Origin of the sequence: Caenimonas aquaedulcis (assembly GCF_015831345.1) — a bacterium.
Lineage (GTDB): Bacteria > Pseudomonadota > Gammaproteobacteria > Burkholderiales > Burkholderiaceae_C > Ramlibacter > Ramlibacter aquaedulcis.
The window spans coordinates 4,153,321-4,176,490 of record NZ_JADWYS010000001.1; the positions used below are offsets into that span (position 1 = coordinate 4,153,321).

At 66.7% G+C, this 23,170-nt stretch carries 27 protein-coding genes and 2 tRNA genes; 13 read left to right on the forward strand and 16 right to left on the reverse strand.

Annotation, left to right across the window (positions count from 1 at the left end; translation table 11 throughout):
- Positions 1 to 7 precede the first annotated feature (7 nt).
- The 3 genes from I5803_RS20080 to I5803_RS20090 all read left to right on the forward strand — a co-directional run bounded on the left by I5803_RS20080 (position 8) and on the right by I5803_RS20090 (position 2,105).
- Complete coding sequence (locus I5803_RS20080) at positions 8 to 376, forward strand: DMT family protein (protein ID WP_196988080.1); 369 nt, start codon at positions 8 to 10, stop codon at positions 374 to 376.
- 66 nt (positions 377 to 442) lie between these two features.
- A complete protein-coding gene (locus I5803_RS20085; RefSeq protein WP_196988081.1) occupies positions 443 to 1,090 on the forward strand; it encodes a DUF47 domain-containing protein in 648 nt (215 codons plus the stop codon).
- 4 nt (positions 1,091 to 1,094) lie between these two features.
- On the forward strand, positions 1,095 to 2,105 hold the full coding sequence (locus tag I5803_RS20090) for an inorganic phosphate transporter (RefSeq protein ID WP_196988082.1): 1,011 nt from the start codon (positions 1,095 to 1,097) through the stop codon (positions 2,103 to 2,105).
- Positions 2,106 to 2,114: 9 nt separating this feature from the next.
- Here the strand turns inward: I5803_RS20090 and I5803_RS20095 are convergent, their stop codons facing one another.
- The 3 genes from I5803_RS20095 to I5803_RS20105 form a co-directional block, all read right to left on the reverse strand.
- Complete coding sequence (locus I5803_RS20095) at positions 2,115 to 2,657, reverse strand: GNAT family N-acetyltransferase (RefSeq protein WP_196988083.1); 543 nt, start codon at positions 2,655 to 2,657, stop codon at positions 2,115 to 2,117.
- A gap of 102 nt (positions 2,658 to 2,759) precedes the next feature.
- Complete coding sequence (locus tag I5803_RS20100) at positions 2,760 to 3,206, reverse strand: TM2 domain-containing protein (protein WP_196988084.1); 447 nt, start codon at positions 3,204 to 3,206, stop codon at positions 2,760 to 2,762.
- The gene (locus I5803_RS20105) at positions 3,203 to 3,736 is read right to left on the reverse strand and encodes a GNAT family N-acetyltransferase (RefSeq protein WP_196988085.1); all 534 of its coding nucleotides are present in this window, start codon (positions 3,734 to 3,736) and stop codon (positions 3,203 to 3,205) included. Before I5803_RS20105 ends, I5803_RS20100 begins: the two co-directional genes overlap by 4 nt.
- A gap of 110 nt (positions 3,737 to 3,846) precedes the next feature.
- Here I5803_RS20105 and rpsP point away from each other — a divergent pair, with 110 nt between their 5' ends.
- The 6 genes from rpsP to I5803_RS20135 all read left to right on the forward strand — a co-directional run bounded on the left by rpsP (position 3,847) and on the right by I5803_RS20135 (position 7,760).
- The gene (gene rpsP, locus I5803_RS20110) at positions 3,847 to 4,116 is read left to right on the forward strand and encodes a 30S ribosomal protein S16 (protein ID WP_196988086.1); all 270 of its coding nucleotides are present in this window, start codon (positions 3,847 to 3,849) and stop codon (positions 4,114 to 4,116) included.
- A 14-nt stretch (positions 4,117 to 4,130) separates the two neighbouring features.
- Complete coding sequence (gene rimM / locus I5803_RS20115) at positions 4,131 to 4,697, forward strand: ribosome maturation factor RimM (RefSeq protein WP_196988087.1); 567 nt, start codon at positions 4,131 to 4,133, stop codon at positions 4,695 to 4,697.
- A gap of 9 nt (positions 4,698 to 4,706) precedes the next feature.
- Entirely contained in the window at positions 4,707 to 5,453 is a 747-nt protein-coding gene (gene trmD / locus I5803_RS20120; RefSeq protein WP_196988088.1) for a tRNA (guanosine(37)-N1)-methyltransferase TrmD, read from the forward strand.
- A gap of 99 nt (positions 5,454 to 5,552) precedes the next feature.
- Complete coding sequence (gene rplS / locus I5803_RS20125) at positions 5,553 to 5,939, forward strand: 50S ribosomal protein L19 (protein ID WP_196988089.1); 387 nt, start codon at positions 5,553 to 5,555, stop codon at positions 5,937 to 5,939.
- 75 nt (positions 5,940 to 6,014) lie between these two features.
- Positions 6,015 to 6,725, forward strand: coding sequence for a CoA pyrophosphatase (locus I5803_RS20130; protein WP_196988090.1), 711 nt, complete (start codon positions 6,015 to 6,017; stop codon positions 6,723 to 6,725).
- Positions 6,726 to 6,767: 42 nt separating this feature from the next.
- Positions 6,768 to 7,760 carry a CobD/CbiB family protein gene (locus I5803_RS20135; protein WP_196988091.1) on the forward strand — a complete coding sequence of 331 codons (993 nt, stop codon included), beginning with the start codon at positions 6,768 to 6,770 and terminating at the stop codon, positions 7,758 to 7,760.
- A gap of 5 nt (positions 7,761 to 7,765) precedes the next feature.
- Here the strand turns inward: I5803_RS20135 and rsgA are convergent, their stop codons facing one another.
- From rsgA to I5803_RS20150, 3 genes are read right to left on the reverse strand one after another with little or no spacing between them, the layout of a single operon-like run.
- Positions 7,766 to 8,701 carry a ribosome small subunit-dependent GTPase A gene (rsgA, locus tag I5803_RS20140; RefSeq protein ID WP_196988092.1) on the reverse strand — a complete coding sequence of 312 codons (936 nt, stop codon included), beginning with the start codon at positions 8,699 to 8,701 and terminating at the stop codon, positions 7,766 to 7,768.
- Positions 8,668 to 9,003, reverse strand: coding sequence for a 4a-hydroxytetrahydrobiopterin dehydratase (locus I5803_RS20145; protein ID WP_196988093.1), 336 nt, complete (start codon positions 9,001 to 9,003; stop codon positions 8,668 to 8,670). The genes rsgA and I5803_RS20145 overlap by 34 nt, the downstream gene beginning before the upstream one ends.
- On the reverse strand, positions 9,000 to 10,268 hold the full coding sequence (locus tag I5803_RS20150; protein ID WP_196988094.1) for a M48 family metallopeptidase: 1,269 nt from the start codon (positions 10,266 to 10,268) through the stop codon (positions 9,000 to 9,002). The genes I5803_RS20145 and I5803_RS20150 overlap by 4 nt, the downstream gene beginning before the upstream one ends.
- A gap of 35 nt (positions 10,269 to 10,303) precedes the next feature.
- Between I5803_RS20150 and orn the strand changes: the two genes are divergently transcribed.
- Together orn and I5803_RS20160 are read left to right on the forward strand one after the other, a co-directional pair.
- Complete coding sequence (gene orn / locus I5803_RS20155) at positions 10,304 to 10,912, forward strand: oligoribonuclease (protein ID WP_196988095.1); 609 nt, start codon at positions 10,304 to 10,306, stop codon at positions 10,910 to 10,912.
- Positions 10,913 to 11,122: 210 nt separating this feature from the next.
- Positions 11,123 to 12,811 (forward strand): DEAD/DEAH box helicase, encoded by a 1,689-nt coding sequence (locus I5803_RS20160; protein WP_196988096.1) that lies wholly within the window; start codon positions 11,123 to 11,125, stop codon positions 12,809 to 12,811.
- 4 nt (positions 12,812 to 12,815) lie between these two features.
- Here I5803_RS20160 and I5803_RS20165 read toward each other — a convergent pair whose 3' ends face one another.
- From I5803_RS20165 to I5803_RS20200, 8 genes are all read right to left on the reverse strand, one after another.
- Positions 12,816 to 14,051, reverse strand: a complete 1,236-nt coding sequence (locus tag I5803_RS20165) for a multidrug effflux MFS transporter (protein ID WP_196988097.1) — start codon at positions 14,049 to 14,051, stop codon at positions 12,816 to 12,818.
- A gap of 86 nt (positions 14,052 to 14,137) precedes the next feature.
- The gene (locus I5803_RS20170; RefSeq protein WP_196988098.1) at positions 14,138 to 14,611 is read right to left on the reverse strand and encodes a pilin; all 474 of its coding nucleotides are present in this window, start codon (positions 14,609 to 14,611) and stop codon (positions 14,138 to 14,140) included.
- Positions 14,612 to 14,727: 116 nt separating this feature from the next.
- Positions 14,728 to 14,803 (reverse strand) — tRNA-Lys (locus I5803_RS20175).
- Positions 14,804 to 14,822: 19 nt separating this feature from the next.
- Positions 14,823 to 14,898: transfer RNA gene (locus tag I5803_RS20180), tRNA-Ala, on the reverse strand.
- A gap of 76 nt (positions 14,899 to 14,974) precedes the next feature.
- Positions 14,975 to 15,844: an NAD(P)-dependent oxidoreductase gene (locus tag I5803_RS20185; RefSeq protein ID WP_196988099.1), complete on the reverse strand. Its 870-nt coding sequence runs from the start codon at positions 15,842 to 15,844 to the stop codon at positions 14,975 to 14,977.
- 60 nt (positions 15,845 to 15,904) lie between these two features.
- Positions 15,905 to 17,263, reverse strand: a complete 1,359-nt coding sequence (locus I5803_RS20190; RefSeq protein WP_196988100.1) for an NAD(P)H-dependent oxidoreductase — start codon at positions 17,261 to 17,263, stop codon at positions 15,905 to 15,907.
- Positions 17,260 to 18,141, reverse strand: a complete 882-nt coding sequence (locus I5803_RS20195) for a phytanoyl-CoA dioxygenase family protein (protein ID WP_196988101.1) — start codon at positions 18,139 to 18,141, stop codon at positions 17,260 to 17,262. The genes I5803_RS20190 and I5803_RS20195 overlap by 4 nt, the downstream gene beginning before the upstream one ends.
- Complete coding sequence (locus I5803_RS20200) at positions 18,138 to 18,821, reverse strand: GntR family transcriptional regulator (protein WP_196988102.1); 684 nt, start codon at positions 18,819 to 18,821, stop codon at positions 18,138 to 18,140. The genes I5803_RS20195 and I5803_RS20200 overlap by 4 nt, the downstream gene beginning before the upstream one ends.
- A 110-nt stretch (positions 18,822 to 18,931) precedes the next feature.
- On the opposite strand from I5803_RS20200, the gene I5803_RS20205 reads away from it, so the two are divergent.
- Both I5803_RS20205 and I5803_RS20210 read left to right on the forward strand, forming a co-directional pair.
- Positions 18,932 to 19,789, forward strand: a complete 858-nt coding sequence (locus tag I5803_RS20205; protein ID WP_196988103.1) for an alpha/beta hydrolase — start codon at positions 18,932 to 18,934, stop codon at positions 19,787 to 19,789.
- Positions 19,790 to 19,799: 10 nt separating this feature from the next.
- Complete coding sequence (locus I5803_RS20210) at positions 19,800 to 21,110, forward strand: S41 family peptidase (RefSeq protein ID WP_196988104.1); 1,311 nt, start codon at positions 19,800 to 19,802, stop codon at positions 21,108 to 21,110.
- Between the two features lie 21 nt (positions 21,111 to 21,131).
- Here the strand turns inward: I5803_RS20210 and I5803_RS20215 are convergent, their stop codons facing one another.
- Positions 21,132 to 22,109: a GMP reductase gene (locus tag I5803_RS20215; protein ID WP_196988105.1), complete on the reverse strand. Its 978-nt coding sequence runs from the start codon at positions 22,107 to 22,109 to the stop codon at positions 21,132 to 21,134.
- Between the two features lie 345 nt (positions 22,110 to 22,454).
- Positions 22,455 to 23,153, reverse strand: a complete 699-nt coding sequence (locus I5803_RS20220) for a hypothetical protein (protein WP_196988106.1) — start codon at positions 23,151 to 23,153, stop codon at positions 22,455 to 22,457.
- Positions 23,154 to 23,170: the final 17 nt, after the last annotated feature.

Here is a 23,170-nt window from a genome sequence, read left to right on the forward strand (position 1 = left end):
TTTGGCCATGAACACGCTTTCGGCCCTCCCATTTTCGCTGCAGGCCATCCTGCTGCTGGTCGCCTCCAACTTCTTCATGACCATGGCCTGGTACGGCCACCTGAAGAACCTCGCCACCTCGCCGTGGTACATCGCCGCATTGATCAGCTGGGGCATCGCCCTGGCGGAATACCTGCTGCAGGTGCCCGCGAACCGGATCGGGTTCCAGCAGGCGGGGTTTTCCGTCGGCCAGCTGAAGATCATCCAGGAAGTCATCACCCTGGCTGTCTTCGTGCCGTTCTCGGTGTTCTACCTGGGCCAGCCGCTGAAGCTGGACTACCTCTGGGCCGGCCTGTGCATCCTGGGCGCGGTCTTCTTCATCTTCCGCGGCGCCTGACGGCCGGCCGACGGGGCGCCAGTTACACTCCCGGCAACCCCACCGATCCCCAACCAGGAGCGAAGCATGCTGTTCGGCAAGCTGCTGCCGCGAGAAGGCAATTTCTTCGAGATGTTCAACCAGCACGCCGACCGCATCGTCGAGGCGGCGCGCGCATTCGCGCAGCTGGTGGCCAACTACAACGATCCGCACCTGCGCGAGCAGTACAACCGCGACGTCGACAACGCCGAGCGCGCGGCGGACCGGGTGACGCACGACGTCAACCGGATGCTGCACAAGACCTTCATCACGCCGATCGACCGCGACCAGATCCACAAGCTCATCAACACGATGGACGACGTGTGCGACCTGATCCAGGATTCGGCCGAGACCATGGCGCTCTACGACGTGCGCTTCATGACCGAGGAGATCACGCGCCTCACCGACCTCAGCGTGAAGTGCTGCGACCGCCTGAAGGAAGCCGTGTACATGATCGGCAAGCTCGCCGACCCGGCGACCGCGGAAGCGGCGCTCAAGACCTGCGAGGAGATCGACAAGCTCGAATCCGACGCGGACCGCGTGATGCGCTCGGCCATGAGCAAGCTGTTCCGGGAAGAGCCGGACGTTCGCGAGCTGATCAAGCTCAAGGCCATCTACGAGCTGCTCGAGACCATCACCGACAAATGCGAAGACGTGGCGAACGTCATCGAAGGCATCATCCTCGAGCATTCGTAAGCAGATGGAAGCTACGCAAGCAGCCTTGTGGCTGGTGATCATGCTGGTGGTGCTGGCGGTCGCGTTCGATTTCATGAACGGCTTCCACGACGCGGCCAATTCCATCGCCACCGTGGTGTCCACCGGCGTCCTGCGCCCGAGCACCGCCGTGGTGTTCGCCGCATTCTTCAACCTGGTGGCCATCGCCGTCTTCCACCTGAGCGTGGCCGCGACGGTGGGCAAGGGCATCGTCCAGCCGGGCGTGGTGGATACCCACATCGTGTTCGGCGCGCTGCTCGGCGCGATCACCTGGAACGTGCTCACCTGGTACTACGGCATCCCCAGCAGTTCGTCGCATGCGCTCATCGGCGGCATCGTGGGCGCGGTGCTGGCCAAGTCCGGCGCCAGCGCGCTCATCGGGGCCGGCATCTGGAAGACCGTGCTGTTCATCTTCCTGTCGCCGCTCCTCGGCTTCATCCTCGGCTCGCTGATGATGGTGGCGGTCTCGCAGATCTTTCGCCGCGCCACGCCGTCACGCATCGACCGCTGGTTCCGCCGGCTGCAGCTGGTGTCCGCCGGCGCGTACAGCCTGGGCCACGGCGGAAATGATGCGCAAAAGACGATCGGCATCATCTGGATGCTGCTCATTGCCACCGGACACGCGATTCCCGGGGCGGACAAGCCCCCCGGCTGGGTGATCATCGCGTGCTACGTGGCGATCGGCGCGGGCACCATGTTCGGCGGCTGGCGCATCGTGAAGACGATGGGGCAGAAGCTCACGAAGCTCAAGCCGGTGCACGGCTTCTGCGCGGAGACGGGCGGCGCGCTCACACTCTTTCTCGCCACCGCGCTGGGCATTCCGGTCTCCACGACGCACACCATCACGGGCGCCATCGTCGGCGTGGGCTCGACGCAGCGCGCGAGCGCGGTGCGCTGGGGGGTGGCGGGCAACATCGTGTGGGCGTGGATCTTCACGATCCCGGCCAGCGCGTTCGTGGCCGGGATCGCCTACTGGGTCAGCCTCCAGATCTTCTGATTCTTCTGATCAGTTGGGCAGCGTGGGCGGGTTGGGGTGCAGGCGGGCCATCGAGTAGCTGTCGATGTAGCGGCCGTTGCGCAGCGCGTACGCCTTGTGCAGGCCTTCCTCGACGAAACCCATCGATTCGTAGAGCGCCCGCGCGCGATCGTTGTCCGCGTGGACGTGCAACTCGACCCGCAGGACGCCGGCCCAGTTGTCGGCCCAGTCCAGCAGGCGCGTCAGCAGCTTGCGGCCGATGCCCCGCCCCTGCCAGTCCGCGCGCAGACCGATGCCCAGCATCCGCGTGTGCTGGCGGCGCAGGTTGGGCATCATGGCGTGCAGTCCCGCGGATCCTACGATCTCGTCGCCTGCGAGCGCGACCAGCTTGCAGCTCATGGGATCGACGCGTTGCAGGATTTCGAGGCGCGAGGCGAGTGGCGCATCGGGCGCCTGCAGCAGGCCTTCGAAGGTGCCCGCCTGGCCGAGCAGCGCGGAAATGCGCGCGGCGTCTTCGGGTTCGGCGGGGCGGATCACAATGGATTGGGCGTCAGCCTTGTGGGCCGTGTCCATGGCAGCACTCCTGGTTGGGGTTGATGGACATCCCACTGTAGGGTCGCTCGACGGCCGGCGTGAAATGCCGCCTGTGCATGGAACGATGCGGTAACGCGGCCGTCACTGGGAAATCTTGCGGCCCTCCTCGATCTGGTATTCGAAGTAATGCTGGAAGCTGTAGGCGATGCTTGCCATCAGCACCGTGGTGCCCACGAGCAGCGACAACACGACGGCCGCGATCGTGAGCCAGTTCGTCCTGCCGGCCGGTGCGTCGGCGGCGGCCGCACTGTTGAAGCGCGCATTCCACTGCTCGGGCGACATGAGGCCGTAGATGATCGCGAACAGCGCACAGCCGGCGATGGTGAATCCGAGCAGTGGGATGAGCACCCAGCTCCACGGGTCGTCCAGGCCATGCTGCTGCACGCGGGCGATGCCGTAGACGCCGAGCGCGGTCGGGAGGGGAAGCAGCCAGCCGAGGAGGTCCGACATGCCGCGCAGGTAGAAGCGGTGCAGGCCCAGCGGGCCCCCGAGGAAGGCGAGCCACGCGGCCAGCGTCTTGTTCTTCATCCGGCGGCCGCGTCCGGCGGCGTCGTGTCGCCTTCGCCGATGAATTTTTCCATCAGGACGACGTCGAGCCAGCGCCCGAACTTCCACCCGCAGGACTTGAAGGTGCCCACCGGGTTGAAGCCGCACGCGCGGTGGACGCCCACCGAGCCGAGGTTGCCGGAATCGCCGATCACGGCGATGAGCTTGCGTATGCCGGCCGCCGTGGCCTGGCGTTCGAGCTCGGCCAGCAAGGCCTTGCCCACGCCCTTGCCCGCGGCGTCAGGATGCAGGTAGATCGAGTCCTCGGCCGAGAACCGGTAGGCCGGCCGCGGCTTGAACCACTGGCAGTAGGCGAAGCCGACGACCTGCCCGCCGTCTTCCGCCACCAGGTAGGGAAGGGCCTTGCCGAGCACGTCGGCGCGACGCGCCGCCATGTCCGCTTCGCTGGGCGGATCGGTCTCGAAAGTGCCCGTGCCGTGGAGGACGTGATGGCGGTAAATGGCGGTAATCGCGGGCAAATCCCGGTCTTCACTGGGGCGGAGCGTGGTCATATAGGCAGGAAACGTTATAATCGTGGGCTTTTCAGCGTGTCGCTGGCCGGGTGGCTATGTCGCGTGTCTCAACGCTGAAGGAATTCACACTTCCACCCGAAGGATAAATCATGGTCGTCATTCGACTTTCCCGCGGCGGCGCCAAGGCCCGTCCTTTCTTCAACATCGTCGTTGCCGACAAGCGCGTGCGCCGCGACGGCCGCTTCATCGAGCGTATCGGGTTCTACAACCCGATCGCCAAGGACAACGAGGAAAGCATCCGCATCGCCCAGGACCGCCTGACGTACTGGCGCGGCGTCGGCGCGCAAGCGTCCCCGACGGTCGAGCGCCTGATCAAGCAGGCGGCCGACAAGACCGCCCCGGCTGCCAAGGCCGCCTGAGTCGACCCACAGCGATGAGCCCAGCGGGTCTCGAACCCGCCGAACTTCCGGCGGACGCCGTCGAAGTCGGGCGCATCGCCGATGCCTGGGGCATCAAGGGGTGGTTCAAGGTGCTGCCCCACAGCGCTTCGCCCGAAGCGCTTTTTTCTTCCAAACGCTGGTATCTCCTGCCGTCCGAAAGAGGCGCCAAGACCTTTTCCGGGCCGCATCTCCTGCGCGTGCGCGAGGCGAAGGAGCACTCCGACTCCATCGTGGCCACGGCGCAGGAGATCGATGACCGCGACGCTGCCGAGGCGCTGCGGGGGGCAAGGGTCTTCGTTTCCCGCGGCAGCTTCCCCACGGCGGCGACGGACGAGTACTACTGGGTCGACCTGATCGGCCTCGACGTGGTCAACCGCGAAGGCGAGCCCATGGGACAGGTGCGGGAGCTCTTGTCCACCGGCCCGCAAACGGTCCTGGTGCTCGCGTACGAGCTGGACGGCAAGCCGCAGGAACGGATGATCCCGTTCGTGTCCGCCTTCGTCGACAGCGTGGACCTGCCGGGCAGGCGCATCGTGGTGGACTGGCAGGCCGACTACTAAGATCGCGCCATGCGGTTCGACGTCGTCACGCTGTTTCCCGAGCTGTTCGCGCCATTCCTCGTGAGTGGCGTGACCCGCCGCGCCTACGAATCCCGGCTGGTGGACGTGCGCCTGTGGAATCCGCGCGATTTCGCCGAAGGCAACTACAAGCGCGTGGACGACAGACCCTTCGGCGGTGGCCCGGGCATGGTCATGATGGGCGTGCCCCTGGCGGCCTGCCTGGCCGCGATCCGCGCGGAGCGGGCGGATGCAGCCCCTGTGGTGCTGTTTTCCCCGGCTGGGCCCCGCCTGGACCATGCCGGCGTGGAAGCGTGGTCGGCCAGCGAGGGCGCCGTGCTGGTTTGCGGCCGCTACGAGGGTATCGACCAGCGTTTCATCGACCGGTACGTGGACCTCCAGCTCAGCCTTGGCGATTTCGTGCTGTCCGGCGGCGAAATCGTGGCGATGGCGCTGCTGGACGCCGTAGCGCGTCTGCAGCCGGGCGTCCTGGGCGACCAGGACAGCCACCAATTCGACAGCTTCAACCCGGCGCTCGACGGCCTGCTGGACTGCCCTCATTACACCCGGCCGGAGGAGTGGGAAGGCATGAAGGCTCCGCCGGAGCTGCTGTCCGGCCACCACGTCCAGATCGAACGCTGGCGCCGCGACCGGCGCCTGGAGGTCACGGCCCGCCAGCGGCCCGACCTGATCGCGGCGGCGAGGGCGGCCGGGCGGCTGACCAAGGCCGACGAAGCCCTGCTGGCCAAGCTCGCGTAACTTGTTATAATCAAAGGCTTTTCGATCCTCTGTCGGCCGTGGCAATCCGTTGGTTGCCACCATCTGAGTAGCGCGAGCATGATCGAGTCCAAGGTAGCCATGAACATCATCGAAACCCTCGAGCAAGAGGAAATCGCCCGCCTGGGCAAGAAGATCCCCGAATTCGCCCCCGGCGACACGGTGATCGTCAGCGTGAACGTCGTCGAAGGCACCCGCAAGCGGGCCCAGGCTTTCGAAGGCGTCGTGATCGCCAAGCGTAATCGCGGCCTGAACAGCGGCTTCACGGTTCGCAAGATCTCCAGCGGCGAAGGCGTGGAGCGCACGTTCCAGACCTACAGCCCGCTGATCGCCGGCATCGAAGTCAAGCGCCGCGGCGATGTCCGCCGCGCCAAGCTGTACTACCTGCGCGACCGCAGCGGCAAGTCGGCCCGCATCAAGGAAAAGCTGGCCCACCGCAACAAGCCGGCCGCTCCCGCCGCCGAGTAAATCGCCGGCCCGAGCGAAAGCCGCTACGAGCGCAATGCTGGTGGCGGCTTTTTCCATTGGGGCCCTGCAACCGCCATGCGCATCGACGCTTCGCTCCCGCCCGACACGCCGCTGTCCAAGCTGCCGGATTTCGACCCGCGCACGGTGCCGGTCGTGGGGATCGATTCGCACCTGGCGCGCGTGCCGGCGGAGGCGCTCACCGCAGACGCCCTGCGCCGGCGCTTTGCGTCGCCGCCGCCTTGGGAGCCGGAGATCCGCAGCGAAATCCGCTTCAGCGAGCGCAAGACCGCGCTCGCCTCCGTGCTGGTCCCGCTCGTCATGCGCGACCAGCCGACGGTGCTCCTCACCGAGCGCACCACGCACCTGTCCACGCACTCGGGACAGGTGGCCTTCCCTGGCGGCAAACAGGACGACACGGACACCGATGCGTCGCACACGGCCCTGCGGGAGGCGCAGGAGGAAATCGGGCTGGAAGCGCGCTACATCGAGGTCCTGGGTCAGATGCCGACCTATCGCACCGGCACGCAATTCATCATCACGCCGGTGGTGGCACTGGTGGACCCGGCGCACACGCTCACGCTCAATCCCTTCGAAGTCGCCGACGCGTTCGAGGTGCCCCTCGAATTCCTCATGAACCCCGCGCACCATCGGCGTCACTTCGTCGAGTGGAACGGCGCCCGGCGCGACTGGTTTTCCATGCCGTACATGGACGGCAACACCGAGCGCTTCATCTGGGGCGCGACGGCGTCCATGCTGCGCAACTTTTACCGCTTCCTGATCGCCTGAGGCGCGGGCCCGTGCGGGGAGGCCATTTATGATGGCTGAACCATGAGCTTCTTCGCGATCCTCTTCGCGCTGCTGATCGAGCAGGTGCGTCCCCTGGCGAGGCACAACCCCATCCACGCGGGCCTGCGGGGATGGGCGCGCTGGGTCAGCCGGAATTTCGATGCGGGCAAGCCGCAACACGGCTGGATCGCATGGACGCTGGCCGTCGTCGTCCCGTCCCTCGCCGCGATGGGCATCCACTGGGGGCTGATCTACGCGATCGGCTGGCCCGCCGCCGTGGTGTGGGGGGTGGCCGTGCTCTACGTCACCCTGGGATTCCGGCAGTTCAGCCATCACTTTACGGAGATTCGCGACGCGCTCGATGCCGGCGACGAACCGCTGGCCCGGCAACTGCTGGCGCAATGGCAGCAGGTCGACGCGAGCGAGTTGCCGCGCAGCGAGATCGTGCGACACGTCATCGAGTACTCGGTGCTCGCCGCGCATCGGCACGTGTTCGGCGTGCTGGCGTGGTTCTCGGTGCTCGCGGCCTTCGGCTTCGGCCCGGCGGGCGCGGTGTTCTATCGCATGAGCGAGTTCGTCGGGCGCTACTGGAGCCATCGCAGCCGGACACAGACCCAGCCCGCAAGTCAGGCGCTGCAGGAGGCCGCTGCGCGTGCGTGGCATGCCGTGGACTGGCTGCCCGCGCGGGCCACTGCGCTGGCGTTCGCGGTGGTCGGGAGCTTCGAGGAAGCGATCGACTGCTGGCGCCACCACGCACAGCGCTTCCCGGACGACAACGACGGCGTGATCCTCGCGGCCACGTCCGGCGCGGTGAACGTGCGGCTGGGCGGCGAAGCGCTGCGCTCCGCATTCGCGCCGAATTCCTCGCAGACCTTCCGCGCCGACGGCGTCGCGGCGATGGAGGATTCCGAAAGCACCCCGGGCCGCGAGGCCGAGATCGGCCACTTGCGCAGCATCGTCGGGCTGGTGTGGCGCTGCGTCGTGCTGTGGATGGTGCTGCTCGCGCTACTCACGCTCGCGCGGCTGCTTGGTTAGGCGGGCTAGAAGCGGCCCGGCTGCGACAGTTCGTCGAACAGTTCCCGGTAGATGCGGTAGCGCGACGGCGTGATGGCATCGGCCGCGCCGGAATCGGCGACGGCCGCGATCACGTCGCATCCCGGCTCGTGCAGGTGGGTGCAGTTGTAGAACTTGCACTGGCCCAGGTGCGGCTTGAAGTCCGGCATGCACGACGCGAGCTGCATCGGCTCGATGTGGTTCAGGCCGAACTCCTGGAAGCCTGGCGAATCGATCAGCGCGGTGCCGTTCGCCTTGTCCACCCAATACCAGGTCGTGCTGGTCGTGGTGTGCTTGCCCGAATTAAGCGCCTGCGAAATCTCGTTGGTGAGCGCAGTCGCACCGGGTACGAGCAAGTTGATCAACGTGCTCTTGCCCGCGCCCGAAGGCCCGAGCACGAGCGTCGTCTTTCCTTCGAGGTGCTTCAGCAGGTGCTCCCGGTCTACATCCTTGGAGAGCCGCAGCGACAGCGGCAGCACGCCGTAGTGCATGTGCTGGTAGGGCAGCAGCCGCGCCCACGCGCGCTCGAAGGGCTCGACGAGGTCGCTCTTGTTCAGGCCGATGAGCGGCTTGATCTTCGAGGCCTCCGCGGCGATGAGTGCGCGCGACAGCTGGCTTTCCGAGAACTCGGGTTCCGCCGCGATGAGGATCAGCGCCGTGTCCAGGTTCGCCGCGAAGGACTTGGTGCGGACTTCGTCCTGGCGGTAGAAGAGGTTGCGGCGTTCGTCGATCTTCTCGATCGTGCCTTCGTCGTGCGAGGCCTCCCAGCGCACCCGGTCGCCGACGACCACGCTGGTCTTCTTGCCGCGCGGGTGGCAGATGACGCGTTCGCCTTCCGGCGTTTCCACGAGGCAATGGCGTCCGTGCGCCGCGACGACCAGGCCCGTCCTCATGCGAGGAGCGCATCGACCTGCGCGGCGCATTCGAAGTCGGTTTCGGACAGGCCCTTCACGTCGTGCGTGTTGAAGCGCACGACGCAGCGGCCGTAATGCACGGAGAGGTCGGGATGATGGTCCTGTGCGTTCGCAATGAAGGCGACCGCATTCACGAAGGAGATGGTTTCGTAGTAGTTCGCGAAGGTGAAGGTCTTCTCGATGGCGACGTCCGGGCCGTCGCCTGAGAGTTTCCACCCCGGCGCCGCGGACAAGCGTGTCACGATTTCCGTCGCCGTCAACGCCCTGCGCGGCAGGAGCGACCAGTCCTTTTTCTTGAGCATCGTGCTCATGCCGCGCTCCCCGCCGCCATGCGGGCCAGGCGTTCGGATGCCGGCGGATGCGAATAGTAGAACTTCACGAACACCGGGTCGGGTGTGAGCGTCGATGCGTTGTCTTCGTAGAGCTTGAGCAGTGCCGTCGACAGGTCGCCACCGCTCGTCTGGCGCACGGCGTACGCGTCGGCTTCGAATTCGTGCTTGCGCGACAGGCGCGCCATCAGCGGCGACACGAAGAAGGTGAACACCGGGACGGCAACCAGGAACAGCAGCAGGGCCAAGGCGTCATTCGGACCCGTCATGTTGGGCGCGACCCCGAGGCCCAGGTAGAACCAGGCGTGGGCGGCCAGCCATCCCAGGAGCGCGAAGCCTGCCAGGCTGAGCGCGAAAAGGCCGACGATGCGCTTGATGATGTGCTTGTGCTTGAAATGCCCGAGTTCGTGGGCCAGCACCGCATCCACTTCCCCGGGCGAGAGCTTGGCGAGCAGGGTGTCGTAGAAGACCACGCGCTTGGCCGCGCCGAAGCCCGTGAAGTAGGCGTTGGCATGCGCGCTGCGCTTGCTGCCGTCCATGACGAACAGGCCCTTGGCCGCGAAACCGCAGCGGGCCATCAGCTCTGTGACGCGGGCTCGCAGCACCTCGTCGTCCAGCGGCTTGAACTTGTTGAACAGGGGGGCGATGAAGGTGGGATAGACGACGAGCAGCAGGAGGTTGAAGCCCATCCATACCGCCCAGGCCCACAGCCACCAGAGGTGTCCCGCCGCGCCCATGAGCCAAAGGATCAGTGCGGCGATGGGCAGGCCGATCGCGACGCCCACCAGCGTGGATTTCACGAGATCGGCGAGCCACAGCTGCAGGGTCATCTTGTTGAAACCGAAACGCTCCTCGATGACGAAGGTCTCGTAGAGCGTCAGCGGCATTTCGAGCAGTCCGCCGATGAGCGCGAAAGAGACCAGCAAGGCAAGCTGTTGCCACATCCCGGTGCCGAGCCATGCCACCAGCACGCGGTTGAGCAGGTCGAGGCCCCCCAGCAGTGTCCACCCCAGCAGGACGGCGGCGCCGAACGCCAGCTCGACCAGTCCGAAGCGGGTTTTGGCGATGGTGTAATCGGCGGCCTTCTGGTGGGCGGCGAGCGCCACTGTGCCGGCGAAGGGCGCCGGGACCGCATCCCGGTGACGTGCAACGTGCCGCACCTGGCGCGACGCGAGCCACAGCTTCGTCGCGATGCCTGCCAGCAGGAAGGCCGCGAACGCGAGCGTGAGGAGATAGGGGGGCGTCATCCTGCGAAGTTTAGGCCATGGGAGACAATCGCAAGATGCCAGACACCTCCCCCGATATGCCCATCGCGCTCGGCAAGAGCGACCAGAACCTCGTGTGGATCGACTGCGAGATGACAGGCCTCGAGCCGGAGGTCGACCGCCTCATCGAGATCGCCGTCATCGTCACCGGCCCCAACCTGGAGCCGCGCATCGAAGGGCCCGTGCTCGTGATCCACCAGTCCGACGAGCAACTCGACAAGATGGACAACTGGAACAAGGGCACGCACGGTCGCAGCGGCCTCATCGACAAGGTGAAGGCCTCCAGCGTGACCGAAGCGCAGGCCGAGCAGCAGATCATCGAGTTCATGGCCAAGTACGTGCCAAAGGGCGCGACGCCGATGTGCGGCAACACCATCGGGCAGGACCGGCGCTTCCTCGTGAAGTACATGCCCAAGCTCGAGGCCTACTTCCACTACCGCAACGTCGACGTGAGCACGCTCAAGGAACTCGCCAAACGCTGGCGGCCCGAGGTGTATGCGGCGTTCAAGAAGCAGCAGAAGCACACGGCCCTGGCGGACGTGCACGAGTCGATCGAGGAGCTTGCCTACTACCGCGAGACGTTCCTGCAGATGGCACCCACACCGCCGCTTGCGGGAAAACCCTGAACGTGCGATAATCGCTGGCTTGGCTGCAGAAGGCAATATCACTTCTCAGCCCTCGTGCATCTGACCTTCACACACCGGCCCGGCCTCGAATGCCTGGCCTCCAGAGGCGGACTCCCCCGGAGTCCAGGAGCCCTGACAGTCGTTTGATGGTTGATGTTTTCTAACCATTGACGACTGCGCCCGCTCACGGTGGGCGCTTGTGAGCCATCCATGACCGACACTTTTGAAGTGCAGGGCGACTTTGCGCCTGCCGAATTTTCCAGCCCCTCCTTCGACAGCACCCCCGCCGTCGTCGCCACGCCCGAAGCCGCGCCCGAAGTGCCCAACGGCTTCGTCGAACTGGGCCTCGCGCCCGAGCTGATCCGCGCCGTCGCCGACCTGGGCTTCACCCAGCCCACGACCGTGCAAGCGCAGACGATTCCCCTTGCGATGGCTTCGGAAGACGCCGACGCGAAGTTCATCGACCTGATGGTCTCCAGCCAGACCGGCAGCGGCAAGACCGCCGCCTTCCTGCTGCCCGTGCTGCACACGCTGCTCCAGCAGCAGGCCGCAGCCGAAGCACAGGAACGCGCCGAGTTCGACCGCGCCGTGGCGGAAGCCGCCGCCAAGGGCGAACCCGCACCGAAGCGCCCGAAGCGCAAGGACCCGACCAGCTCGCGCAACTTCAAGCCCGCCACGCCGGGCGCGCTGATCCTGTGCCCCACGCGCGAGCTCGCGCAGCAGGTGGCGCACGACGCCATCGGCCTCGTGCAGCATTGCCGCGGCCTGCGCATCGCCAGCGTGGTGGGCGGCATGCCTTACCAGCTGCAACTCGCGCGCCTGCAGAACGCCGACCTCGTCGTCGCCACGCCGGGCCGCCTGCTGGACCTGCAGCGCTCCAGCCAGATCAAGCTCGACAAGGTGCAGTTCCTCGTCGTGGACGAAGGCGACCGCATGCTGGACCTCGGCTTCGCCGACGACCTCGCCGAAGTCAACAAGCTCACGATCGAGCGCAAGCAGACCATGATGTTCAGCGCCACCTTCGCGCCGCGCATCCAGCAGCTCGCCGCACGCGTGATGCGCCAGCCGCGCAAGATCCAGATCGACAACCCGCAGGAAAAGCACGTCAACATCAAGCAGGTGCTGTTCTGGGCCGACAGCCCGCAGCACAAGCGCAAGCTGCTGGACCACTGGCTGCGCGACACGACGATCAACCAGGCGATCGTGTTCGCCAGCACGCAGATCGAATGCGACGGCCTCGCGAACGACCTGCAGCAAGCCGGCTTCGACGCCGTGGCGCTGCACGGCGCGCTGAGCCAGGGCCTGCGCAACCGCCGCCTGATGGCGCTGCGCCAGGGCCACGTGCAGGTGCTGGTCGCCACGGACGTTGCCGCGCGCGGCATCGACGTGCCTACCATCACGCACGTCTTCAACTACGGCTTGCCGATGAAGGCCGAGGATTACACGCACCGCATCGGCCGCACCGGCCGCGCGGGCCGCGACGGCATCGCCGTGACCTTCGCCGAATTCCGCGACCGCCGCAAGATCTTCGACATCGAGAGCTACACCAAGCAGCAGTTCAAGGCCGAAGTGGTGCCGGGCCTGGAGCCGCAGCAACGCATGCCCAGCTCGCGCCCGAACTTCGCCGACCGTGGCCCGCGCGAGAACTACTCGCGCGACCGCAAGTTCGGTGCACCGCGCACGGCGGGTTTCGCCGGCAATCACGCGCCGCGTGAAGAGCGCGGATTCGACGCCCGCCGTGGCGCCGGCACCGGTGGTGGCACCGGTGACAGTTACGGCCGCAAGGCCGGCTTCGGTGATTTCGGCGCGCGCCGCGACGTGGCGGCCAAGCCCGGCAACGGCGGCAAGGTGTTCGTGCCGCGCGACGTGAAGAAGCGTCCCTACAAGCCCGCCAACTAAGGCTTCAGCCGGCGGCAGTCACGGCGCGGCCCGTCTCGGGCCAGCGCTTGTGCAGGAACAACCACGCGATCAAACCGACGCTCATCATCAGCAATGAGGTGAGCGCGATTGCGCGCGTGGAATGCATCACCAGCGGCGCCACCGCGCCCGCCACCAGGCCGTTCGCTGTCGAGCCGATCACGGCCTGCAGCGACGACGCCATGCCGCGTCGCTCGGGATAGAGATCGAGCACGAGCAGTGTCACCACCGGAACCATCAGTGCCCAGCCGAACGCGAAGATCGCGATCGGAATGAGTGCCCATGTGACCGATGGAATGAACGCGTAGTTCGCGGCGACGTTCACCAGCGACACGAGCAGCATGATGAGGAATCCGTGGCGGATCTGGGTCTTGGGCGCGATCTTTCCCGCCAGCCGGCCGCTGGCCCAGGCGCCCCCCATGATTCCGGCGATCGTGAGCAGGAAGAACCAGAAGAATTGCGTGGGCTCGAGGCCCAGGTGGTCGCCAAGGAACGCCGGGGCGCACAGCACATAGAGGAACATCCCGTTGAATGGCACGCCGCTCGCGAGCGCGAGCAGCAGGAAACGCGGGCTCGACCCGAGCTGCCAGTAGCCCTGCATCAGGTTGCGCACGTTGAACGGTTGCCGCTGGTCCACGTGCAGTGTCTCGGGCAGCAGCTTGAAATTCGCGACCCACAGCGCGATGCCCACCCCGGTGAGGAACCAGAAGATGCTGTGCCACCCTGCATGCACAAAAAGCCAGCCCCCGATGATGGGCGCGATGGCCGGCGCGACCCCGAAGTAGATCGTGACCTGGCTCATCACCTGCTGGGCCTGCGCCGGTGGGAACATGTCGCGGATGACGGCGCGCGACACCACGATGCCGGCGCCGGTCGAAAGGCCTTGCAGCGCGCGAAACAAGACGAGCTGGCCCACGTTCTGCGACAACGCGCAGCCGGCCGACGCCACCGTGAAGACGGCGATGCCCCACAGGACCACGGGCCGACGGCCGAAGCTGTCGGCCAGCGCCCCGTGGAACAGGTTCATGAACGCGAACCCGAACAGGTAGGCGGACAAGGTCTGCTGCATCTGCACCGGCGTGGCGTCGAGCGCCTTCGCGATCCCGGCGAAGGCGGGAATGTAGGTGTCGATGGAGAAAGGGCCGAGCATGCCCAGGAGGGCAAGCAGCGCGGCGAGGGCCCAGCGCGGGGCGCGCCAGAGTTGGTCTGCGTCGGGGTTCACGTGTGCGGCAGTCTACCTTGCCGCACAGGCGGGACACGCATAAAAAAAGGGCCCGTGCGGGCCCTTCTCGATGGCGCTTGCAGCGCTTAGCCGCGGCAGGAGCCCGGCAGGTACTTGGGCAGCACGCCGTTCGTGCCTGCGGGGCCGCAGACCCACTTGAACACGGCGGAACCGCGGTTGGCGGGCATCGCCGAGGTGGCGGTGTCGCTCACGTAGGGCGTGAGCACGATCTTCTTGTCGTCGATGTTGGTGTCGTTGAAGCCGGTGGCTTCCACGGTGACCACGCCATTGGAGTCGGTGTGGATGCTCTTGACGTACTTGCTGGTCTGCGACGAAGACTCGCAGCCCCAGCCGTCAGCGGCGGGGGTGGTGCTACCGGACTGGTAGACCTCGGTGATGGTCGTACGGCAAGCGGATGCGGCCAGAACGACCTCCGACATCTTCGCGCGCTTGGTGTAGTCCTGGTATGCGGGCAGGGCCACGGCGGCCAGGATACCGATGATCGCGACCACGATCATCAATTCGATCAGGGTGAAACCCTGTTGCAGTTGACGCTTCATTACAGCTCCGGTGTTTGAGGAAGTCGTATTGTTTTCAAACACGACAGGAGCGTCGAGTCCCGGCTTCACACTTCTTCACGAAGTTGCCGGAAATCGCAGAATGTGTGGTGGAAAAGTGGTGGGTCCTGACAGATTCGAACTGTCGACCTACGGATTAAGAGTCCGCTGCTCTACCAACTGAGCTAAGAACCCACTTTTGAAAAAGAAACTGTGGTGGAGAGGAGGAGGATCGAACTCCCGACCTTCGCATTGCGAACGCGACGCTCTCCCAGCTGAGCTACCCCCCCACAGCGATGCGTAGTTTAGCAAATCCACGCAGCCGTTTCGAGGACAGCCTCGAATTATGCCAAAAAAACCAGGGTCTCACTCCATGCCGTTGCGGCTCGCCAGCTCGACGAAGAGCCCCGCGTGGTCGAGGTCGGACAGGCCGTGCTCCACGCCGTCCGCATACAGCTGTTCGAAGAGGGCGGTGATCGGCGCTTCGAAGCCGATCTCCCTGGCGGTGGCGAGCGCGTTGCGCATGTCCTTCAGCTGCACCGTCATCCGTGCGCGCGCCTCGAAATCCCGCTCCACCATGCGCTGGCCGTGCACCTGCAGGATGCGGCTGTCGGCGAACCCGCCGGTGATCGCTTCTTTGACCTTGCCCATGTCCGCGCCGCCCTTCTGGCACATGAGCAGCGCTTCCGCCACGGCGCCGATGGTGATGCCGACGATCATCTGGTTGGCGAGCTTCGCGAGCTGACCGCTGCCGTGCGGCCCGACATGGGTCGCGCGCCCGAAGACGTTGAGGACGGGCAGGGCGCGTTCGAAGTCGGCAGGTTTCCCGCCCGCCATGATCACGAGCTTTCCCTGCTCCGCGCCGGCCGTCCCGCCCGAGACGGGCGCATCGACGTGGTCGACGCCGAAATCCGCGAGGCGCGCGGCGTGGTCCCGCGCTTCCCGCGGCTTGATCGACGCCATGTCGATGACGAGCGTGCCGCGCCGCATCGCCTTCGCCGTCCCCTGCGCGAAGAGCACGTCCTCCACGACGGCGCCGCTTTCCAGCATGCTGACGACGAAGTCGGCGCCCGCGACCGCCGACGCCGGCGTGTCATGCACGGTCGCGCCGAAAGACGCCACCCGCTCGGCCTTGTCGCGCGACCGGTTCCACACGTGCACGTCGTGGCCGGCTTCGCACAACCTGCGGGCCATGGGAAAACCCATGAAGCCAATGCCCAGCACCGCGATGTTCATAGCCCATTCCCCTTGTCCTGGCGACGGGCCATCATCGGACGATGCTTCCCGCGATTGCTGTCAGGCGGCTTTCAATACCGGCGCGGCGAACATCCCTTCCATCTCGCGCCGGATCCTGTAGGCGTGCGTGTGCATGTCGACCGCGACATCCGACCAGGAGAGGCTCTGGCCCTTCTTCACGGGGCGCACCACCTTGACGTCGTGCGCAAGCCCCAGTGGCAGGCCGCCCATCGCGGCGGAAGTCTGGGCCGGGAGCAGCTTGCCCCACACGGTGTAGCCGCCTTCGCCGTCCAGCACGTCGCCGGGCACCAGATCGCGCTTGGCCGTCGCGACGACGTCGGCGTTCCAGCAGGTCGCGACGCCCGTCGCCTCCCCGCGCAGCGCCACGCTCGCCACCGACACGCCGACTTCCAGGCCGATCAGGTGCCAGCGCTTGTAGAGCGTGAAGTAGCGGCCGCTCGGGTCGGTGTGCGCGTTGTATTCCTCGAAGCAGTTCTTCACGTACTCGGTTTCGGCTTCCACCGTGACCCATACGCCCATGCGGATGTCGTAGGGAATCTGCCGTCCGTTCGCTTCGAGCGAGGAGATCACTTCGACCATGCCCTTGCGCTCCAGCACGCCGCCCTCGGCGATCGGGCGGGTGACGAAGGGGATGTCCTCCACGCTCGCGGGCGGGTAAAGCAGGCCGTTGGAAGGCACGGTGAGGCCGGTCGCATTGGCCACCGCGGTGCTTTCGATCGACGGCTTCGAGCCGTCGAGGAAACTGTTGAACATCTTCGGGTTCAGGCCGCCGCGCTGCGCCTGCTCCGGCGTGAGGCCGTAGTAGCCCCACACCGTCTGCGGCGTCGATTCGGCGAAGTGCGGCAGCCACTTGTGTCCGCGCCCGGCCGCCACGACCGGAAAGCCGCAGGTGCGGGCCCAGTCCACCAGGTCGCAGATGAGCGCCGGCTGGTCGCCGAACGCGAGCGAGTAGATCACGCCGGCCTGCGCGGCCTTGCGCGCGAGAAGCGGGCCGCAGAAAGCGTCCGCTTCCACGGTGACGTTCACGACGTGCTTGCCGTTCGCGAAGGCCGCGAGACAGTGGTCCACTGCCGCGATCGGGTGGCCGGTGCACTCCACGATCACGTCGATGGCCGGATGCGACACGAGCGCCTGCCAGTCTTCGCCGATGTGCGTCGCGCCGGTCTTGACGGCATCGTCGAGCGAGGAGGCGCCCGCCTGTTCGGGCTTCCATCCCACGCGCGCGAGGTTCGCACGCGCCCCGTCCGGGGACAGGTCCGCGATCCCGACGAGCTGCACGCCCGGCGTGCGCGGGATCTGCGCGAGGTACATCGAGCCGAACTTGCCGGCGCCGATCAGGCCGACGCGCACCGGCTTGCCGGCCGCGGCGCGCTGCTGGAGTTGGGCGTGGAGGCTCATGCTGCGCGCTTCATTTCATCGAAGGGGACCGGGGAGGTCTGCAGCGCGCTGGCGGGCAGGCCGTTCTTCCACGGCAGGTCGACGGGGTAGGGCTCGAGGAGGCAGTCGTCGGGCAGCATCTCGATCGGCGTGAAGTCGCGATGCGCGATGAATTCCGGCCGCTTGAAGCGCCGGATGTGGTTGCTGACGGCGCACAGGCTCAGGTACACGGCCACGCGATTCCATGGCGAGAGGTTGCTGACCGATGCGTGCACGAGGCAGCTGTGGAAGAGGATCATGGAGCCGGCCGGGCCCTTGGGCGAGACGATGCCCCCGTTCTTGCCGCCGGCCCGCTCCACGAGCTGCTCGATCAGGTCGTTGTCCACCGTCCAGAGCGGGTAGCTCGTGGTGGTGAGGTCGTGCTTCGCCTCGACCACGCCCTTCTTGTGGCTGCCCGGGATGAACATGAGCGGGCCGTTGTACTCGTTCACGTCGTCCAGGAAGATCGCGACGTTCATCGCGCGTTCGGTGGGCATCATGTCGTCGTTCAGCCAGGTCCCGTAGTCCTGGTGCCATTGCCAGACGTCGCCTTCGAAGGCCATCTTGCCGTTGATCTTGAACTGGTGCATGTAGACCTCTTCGTCGAAGAGATCCATCACGGGCCCGACCATCCGCGGGTGGCGGGCCAGCCGAGCGAAGGGCTCGCTGTACATGTGCGCCGCGAAGTTGGTCCGCACGGCGTCCTTGCCCTTCTCGCGCACGTTGTAGGCCTCGCGTCGGCTGTACAGCTCGGGCACCGCGTCGGTGAGTGTCCTCACTTCCCCGGGCTTGAACTGTCCGGGGAAGAACAGGTAGCCCTCGCGGTCGAACTGCTCGAGCTGTTGTGCGGTGAGTTTCATGATTTGTCTCCTTCACGGGTCTTCAACACCTGGGTCAGCTGCCCGGCGAGGTTGTCCCCCGCGTGCTGGCTGTGTTCTTCGATCAGCCGCGCGGCACGCGCGCCGTCCCCCGCGGCGATGGCGCGGGCGATGGCTTCATGCTCGTCCCACACCGCCTCGCGCTGGCCGGCTTGCTGGAGCGCCGCACCCATCACGCGGCGCAGGTGGCCCCAGTGCAGGCGCGCGCTCTGCTCGATCAGCGCATTGCGCGACGCGGCGTAGATGGCGGTGTGGAAGGCGAGGTCCGCATCGATCATCGCCTTCACGTTGCGGCCGCGCGCGGCCTTGCGCCCCTGCTCGATGAGCCTGGCATCCAGCTTCACGCGCCGCTGCGCGGCCAGCCGCGCGGCCAGTGCGTCGAGCGCGCCGCGCACCTGGTAGACCATCAGCATCCATTCCGCGTCGAGCGGCGCGACCAGCAGGCCGCGGCCCGGGGCGTCCTGCACGTAGCCGTCCTTCTTGAGCAGGCGCAGGGCCTGCAGCACGGGCTGGCGCGAAACGGCGAGCTTCTCGGCGATGTCCTCCTGCGTGATGCGCGAGCCGGGCGCGAGCGAGCCCTCGCTGATCGCGTCGAGCAGGCTCGTGTAGACGCGGTCGACGAGGTCGGGCGCGGTTTCCAGCTTCAGGAGGCGGGCGGGCATGGGCAGGGTTGCGGAATTCTGTATACAGAATACAGTGCTCGTCCCGCTTTCGCAAGCGGGACGCCCGGGGTGCCCTGTGCCAAGATGCGGGCCTCTTTCCGATGCCTCCCATGAAAACCTCCTACGACAGCGACTACCTGGACACCCAGTACAACAACCGCGCGCGCGTGCCGGCGCATGCCGAGCACTTCAGGCGCTGGGCGGCGGACTCGGCGGACGCGATGCGCTCGCAGCCGCGCGAGCTGGACGTGCGCTACGGCGGCGGGCCGCGCGAGCACCTGGACATCTTTCCGTGCGCGGATTCCCATGCGCCGGTCCTCTTCTTCATCCACGGCGGGTACTGGCGAAGCCTGGACAAGAAGGAGCATTCGTTCATCGCGCCGGCATTCACGCAGGCGGGGGCTTGCGTCGTCATCCCGAACTACGCGCTGTGCCCGGCGGTGACGATCCCGCAGATCGTGATGCAGATGGTCGGTGCGCTCGCCTGGACATACCGGAACATCGCCAGGCACGGCGGCGATCCTTCCCGCATCGTCGTGGCCGGCCACTCCGCGGGCGGCCACCTCGCCGCGATGATGCTGTCGTGCGTGTGGACGGCGTATGCGAAGGACCTGCCCCCCGACCTGGTCAAAGCAGCACTGTCCATCTCCGGCCTGTTCGACCTCGAGCCCGTCATGCATTCGCCCTACCTGCAGTCGTCGCTCCACCTCACCGCGCAGCAGGTGCGCCAGGCGAGCCCCGCCCGGCTCCCGGCGCCGGCGCATGGCGGCGCGCTCCATGCCGTGGTCGGCGGGGATGAGAGCGACGAGTACCTTCGGCAGAACGAATCGATCCGCAAGGCTTGGGGCGCGAAGGCCGTGCCCGTGTGCGAGGCGCTGCCGGGGTTGAACCATTTCACGGCGCTGGAGTCACTCCTTTCGCCCGGCTCGCGTGAGAACGGGCTCGCGTTGAAGCTGTTGCGAGATTGAGGAATTTGTCATGAAGTGGTTGATGCTGGCGGCCTTGAGCCTGCTGCTCCAGGCCTGCGGCGGCTCGTCCGGGCCCGACGCGCCGACGGCGGCCAGCGATGCGTGTTCGGTCGCGCAGCAGCGCGCTTCGCTGCGTGCCTACATGCAGGACCATTACTACTGGTATCCCCAATTGCGCACGCCGGACGAGTCGGCGGCCTCGATGGATGCGTACTTCCAGTCGATGCTGTTCACGCCGACGGACCGGTTCAGCTTCGCCGAATCCACTGCAGCGCACAACGCCCTCTTCACCGAAGGGCGGCGCGTCGGCTACGGCTATGCGCTGGCCTGGGCCGATGCGTCGCGCACCGTCCTGCGCGTGCGCAACACGGAGCCCGCGAGCCCGGTGGCGCGGGCGGGCCTCATGCGGGGCGACACCATCCTCTCGATCGACGGGTTCGGCGCGCAGGACATCGCGGCCGGCGCCCTGGCGATCGTCAACACGCCGGGGGTGCACCGGATCTTCAACATCATCGACGGCGCGGGACGCCCGCGAACGCTGGACGTCGAGTCCGGGGATTTCGCATTGACCCCGGTCGCCGCCACGGCCATCTTCGACATCACCCGCAACGGCGTGCCGGTGAAGGTCGGCTACATCGACTACAGCCAGTTCGTGGGCTACAGCGTTCCGGCGCTGAACCTCGCATTCACGCGTTTCAACCTCGCCGGCATCGGCGAGCTGATCCTCGACCTGCGCTACAACGGCGGCGGCAGCGTCGCGACCTCGCGCGACCTCGCGAGCATGATCGGCGGCGCGCGCACGGCCGGGGAGCTTTACGCGTACCTGCGTTTCAACGACAAGCAGGCCAGCGCCACGCAGCAGGTGCGCTTCAAGACGTCGGCGGACGACTTCGCGCAGCCCTTGCCGCAGGGACTTCCTCGCGTCGTGGTGATCGGTTCGGAGGCGACGGCCTCGGCGAGCGAGCTGCTCGTCAACGGGTTGCGCCCGTTCGTCGACGTCGTGCTGGTCGGCGCGACCACCTACGGCAAGCCGTACGGGTTCGTTCCGCACGACGACTGTGGCATCACTTACAACGCGGTGGAATTCGAGTGCCTCAATGCGCTGGGCGTGGGCGGCTTCACCGCGGGCTTCGCGCCCGACTGTCCCGCGGCGGACGACCTGGATCACCAGCTCGGCGATGCCAACGAGAACCGCACGCGTGTGGCGCTGGATTACCTGGCCACGGGCAGCTGCGGCGCCACGCAGGCGCGCGCGGCGAAACGGCCGACCGCGCCGGGCGTCTTCGGCGAGTCGTCACCGCCGGGCATGTTCCCGCATTGACGCCGCCGTCGCCCCGCGGCACTACATGAGCAGGTGTTCGCCGGCGTTGTCGCCGCCGAGGATCACGTAGTTCACCTTGCGGATGTCCATCAGCTTGCGGCCGCCCGCGTAGCTGATGGAGCTCTGGACGTCTTCCTCCATCTCGCGCAGCGTGTCGGGCAGGCGGCCCTTCACGGGTTCGAGGATGCGCTTGCCTTCGACGTGCTTGTACTCGCCCTTGTTGAAGTCCGACGCGCTGCCGTAATACTCCTTGAAGAGCTTGCCGTCGACGTCCACCGTTTCGCCGGGCGATTCCTCGTGGCCGGCCAGCATCGAGCCGATCATCACCATGGTCGCGCCGAAACGCACGCTCTTGGCGATGTCGCCGTGCTCGCGGATGCCGCCGTCCGCGATGATCGGCTTGGTCGCGACGCGCGCGCACCACTTGAGCGCCGAGAGCTGCCAGCCGCCCGTGCCGAAGCCCGTCTTCATGCGCGTGATGCACACCTTGCCGGGGCCGATGCCGACCTTGGTCGCATCCGCGCCCCAGTTCTCCAGGTCGATGATGGCCTCGGGCGTGCCGACGTTGCCCGCGATGATGAAGGTCGAAGGCAGCTTCGCGCGCAGGTGCGCGATCATGTCCTTGACGGTGTCGGCATGTCCGTGCGCGATGTCGATGGTGACGTACTCGGGAACGAGCCCTTCGGCGGCGAGCCGGTCCACGGCGTCGTAGTCGGCCGGCTTCACGCCCACCGAGATGGACGCGAAAGCGCCTTGCGAATGCATGCGCCGCGTGAATTCGACGTTGTCCAGGTCGAAGCGGTGCATCACGTAGAAGTAGCCGTTCTTCGCCAGCCAGAGGCAGATCTTTTCGTCCACCACCGTTTTCATGTTGGCCGGCACCACGGGGATGCGGAAGGTGCGCCCGCCGAGCTCCACGCCGGCGTCGCATTCCGAGCGGCTTTCCACGCGGCACTTGCGCGGCAGCAGGAGGACATTGTCGTAATCGAAGATTTCCATACCAAGCTCCAGAAGGATCGTTGAACAACGAGTGAGCGCTTGGATTCGGCCCGGCGGCAGCCGCTCGGGGCGGCAATGCAAACCGGGCCGCAAATGCTTGGGCCCGGTGATTGATTTTACTCGCCGCGCCGGTGCGGGATCGATGGCGCCCTGCCCATAACCTTCCTATGGGGCGGTGAATGTGGGGGGCTCCCAAGGGCATCGACATCCAGGCGGACCTGTGTCGATTCCGGTCCTCAAATTGCGAAGCGGCAAGACTTCCTATCTGGACGATGCCGAAAAGGCACGCGTGGACGGGTCGCTGGCGAGCCTGGCCGCTTCGCTGCGTCCCGCGAAACGGCGGCGCTAGCCCGCCGCGCAGGCGCTTTTCGCTGTACCAACGACGCGTCCCTGCGCATCCTCGACCCAGCCCACCACATGCAGGCGCTTCGGATTCGCCCCCTCGGGGATGCTGAGCGGGCGCGATTCGAACAGCCGTGCCCGCTCCTTTTTCGATAGCGACCGGCTCCCTTCCCATGCGAGCTGTAGCGTATTGCGCACGAGATGGCGTTCCACCGCCGTCCCCTCGGTTCCTGCCGGGACGGTTTCCAGCAGCATCAACCACGCCGTCCACGGTCCGGGCGAGCGTGTGCGCCATTCGATCGACGCGCCGATATAGCCGTTGAACGGCAGGCCGTGCGCGACGCGCAGGGTGCCCCTGCCTTTCCCGATCGGGTGCCGCACGGTGTCAGCCTGCGGGGGGCTCGAGCGCTGCAGGCCTTCCAGCCGGGATGGCGCGTCGCGCGAGGCCGCTGCGGAGAGCGGTGCGTCGTCTCCCTTCGCGCTGGGCACGATCCAGTCGATGGCGACTTCGCCTCGTCCCGCGCGCGGCGCCTTGGCGTCTGCCCAGCAGGACGCGCAATCCGCGCTGATGAATCGCTCCAGCAGCGCGACCGGAGGCGGCCGGCCGTCGCTCGAGCAGGACGACTGTCCGCTCGCGGCGAAGGAAGCCGTGACCGCGCAGGCGAAGGCGAAATATCGGGCGAATCGTGACAGCACGGGCATGGGGCAGTTCCTACAAT

What these genes read in the sequence shown, in the direction of transcription:
- I5803_RS20080 (WP_196988080.1), top strand. Translation starts at nt 8, where the DNA reads ATGAACACGCTTTCGGCCCTCCCATTTTCGCTGCAGGCCATCCTGCTG.
- I5803_RS20085 (WP_196988081.1), top strand. Translation starts at nt 443, where the DNA reads ATGCTGTTCGGCAAGCTGCTGCCGCGAGAAGGCAATTTCTTCGAGATG.
- I5803_RS20090 (WP_196988082.1), top strand. Translation starts at nt 1,095, where the DNA reads ATGGAAGCTACGCAAGCAGCCTTGTGGCTGGTGATCATGCTGGTGGTG.
- I5803_RS20095 (WP_196988083.1), bottom strand. Translation starts at nt 2,657, where the DNA reads ATGGACACGGCCCACAAGGCTGACGCCCAATCCATTGTGATCCGCCCC.
- I5803_RS20100 (WP_196988084.1), bottom strand. Translation starts at nt 3,206, where the DNA reads ATGAAGAACAAGACGCTGGCCGCGTGGCTCGCCTTCCTCGGGGGCCCG.
- I5803_RS20105 (WP_196988085.1), bottom strand. Translation starts at nt 3,736, where the DNA reads ATGACCACGCTCCGCCCCAGTGAAGACCGGGATTTGCCCGCGATTACC.
- rpsP (WP_196988086.1), top strand. Translation starts at nt 3,847, where the DNA reads ATGGTCGTCATTCGACTTTCCCGCGGCGGCGCCAAGGCCCGTCCTTTC.
- rimM (WP_196988087.1), top strand. Translation starts at nt 4,131, where the DNA reads ATGAGCCCAGCGGGTCTCGAACCCGCCGAACTTCCGGCGGACGCCGTC.
- trmD (WP_196988088.1), top strand. Translation starts at nt 4,707, where the DNA reads ATGCGGTTCGACGTCGTCACGCTGTTTCCCGAGCTGTTCGCGCCATTC.
- rplS (WP_196988089.1), top strand. Translation starts at nt 5,553, where the DNA reads ATGAACATCATCGAAACCCTCGAGCAAGAGGAAATCGCCCGCCTGGGC.
- I5803_RS20130 (WP_196988090.1), top strand. Translation starts at nt 6,015, where the DNA reads ATGCGCATCGACGCTTCGCTCCCGCCCGACACGCCGCTGTCCAAGCTG.
- I5803_RS20135 (WP_196988091.1), top strand. Translation starts at nt 6,768, where the DNA reads ATGAGCTTCTTCGCGATCCTCTTCGCGCTGCTGATCGAGCAGGTGCGT.
- rsgA (WP_196988092.1), bottom strand. Translation starts at nt 8,701, where the DNA reads ATGCGCCGCGCAGGTCGATGCGCTCCTCGCATGAGGACGGGCCTGGTC.
- I5803_RS20145 (WP_196988093.1), bottom strand. Translation starts at nt 9,003, where the DNA reads ATGAGCACGATGCTCAAGAAAAAGGACTGGTCGCTCCTGCCGCGCAGG.
- I5803_RS20150 (WP_196988094.1), bottom strand. Translation starts at nt 10,268, where the DNA reads ATGACGCCCCCCTATCTCCTCACGCTCGCGTTCGCGGCCTTCCTGCTG.
- orn (WP_196988095.1), top strand. Translation starts at nt 10,304, where the DNA reads ATGCCAGACACCTCCCCCGATATGCCCATCGCGCTCGGCAAGAGCGAC.
- I5803_RS20160 (WP_196988096.1), top strand. Translation starts at nt 11,123, where the DNA reads ATGACCGACACTTTTGAAGTGCAGGGCGACTTTGCGCCTGCCGAATTT.
- I5803_RS20170 (WP_196988098.1), bottom strand. Translation starts at nt 14,611, where the DNA reads ATGAAGCGTCAACTGCAACAGGGTTTCACCCTGATCGAATTGATGATC.
- I5803_RS20185 (WP_196988099.1), bottom strand. Translation starts at nt 15,844, where the DNA reads ATGAACATCGCGGTGCTGGGCATTGGCTTCATGGGTTTTCCCATGGCC.
- I5803_RS20190 (WP_196988100.1), bottom strand. Translation starts at nt 17,263, where the DNA reads ATGAGCCTCCACGCCCAACTCCAGCAGCGCGCCGCGGCCGGCAAGCCG.
- I5803_RS20195 (WP_196988101.1), bottom strand. Translation starts at nt 18,141, where the DNA reads ATGAAACTCACCGCACAACAGCTCGAGCAGTTCGACCGCGAGGGCTAC.
- I5803_RS20200 (WP_196988102.1), bottom strand. Translation starts at nt 18,821, where the DNA reads ATGCCCGCCCGCCTCCTGAAGCTGGAAACCGCGCCCGACCTCGTCGAC.
- I5803_RS20205 (WP_196988103.1), top strand. Translation starts at nt 18,932, where the DNA reads ATGAAAACCTCCTACGACAGCGACTACCTGGACACCCAGTACAACAAC.
- I5803_RS20210 (WP_196988104.1), top strand. Translation starts at nt 19,800, where the DNA reads ATGAAGTGGTTGATGCTGGCGGCCTTGAGCCTGCTGCTCCAGGCCTGC.
- I5803_RS20215 (WP_196988105.1), bottom strand. Translation starts at nt 22,109, where the DNA reads ATGGAAATCTTCGATTACGACAATGTCCTCCTGCTGCCGCGCAAGTGC.
- I5803_RS20220 (WP_196988106.1), bottom strand. Translation starts at nt 23,153, where the DNA reads ATGCCCGTGCTGTCACGATTCGCCCGATATTTCGCCTTCGCCTGCGCG.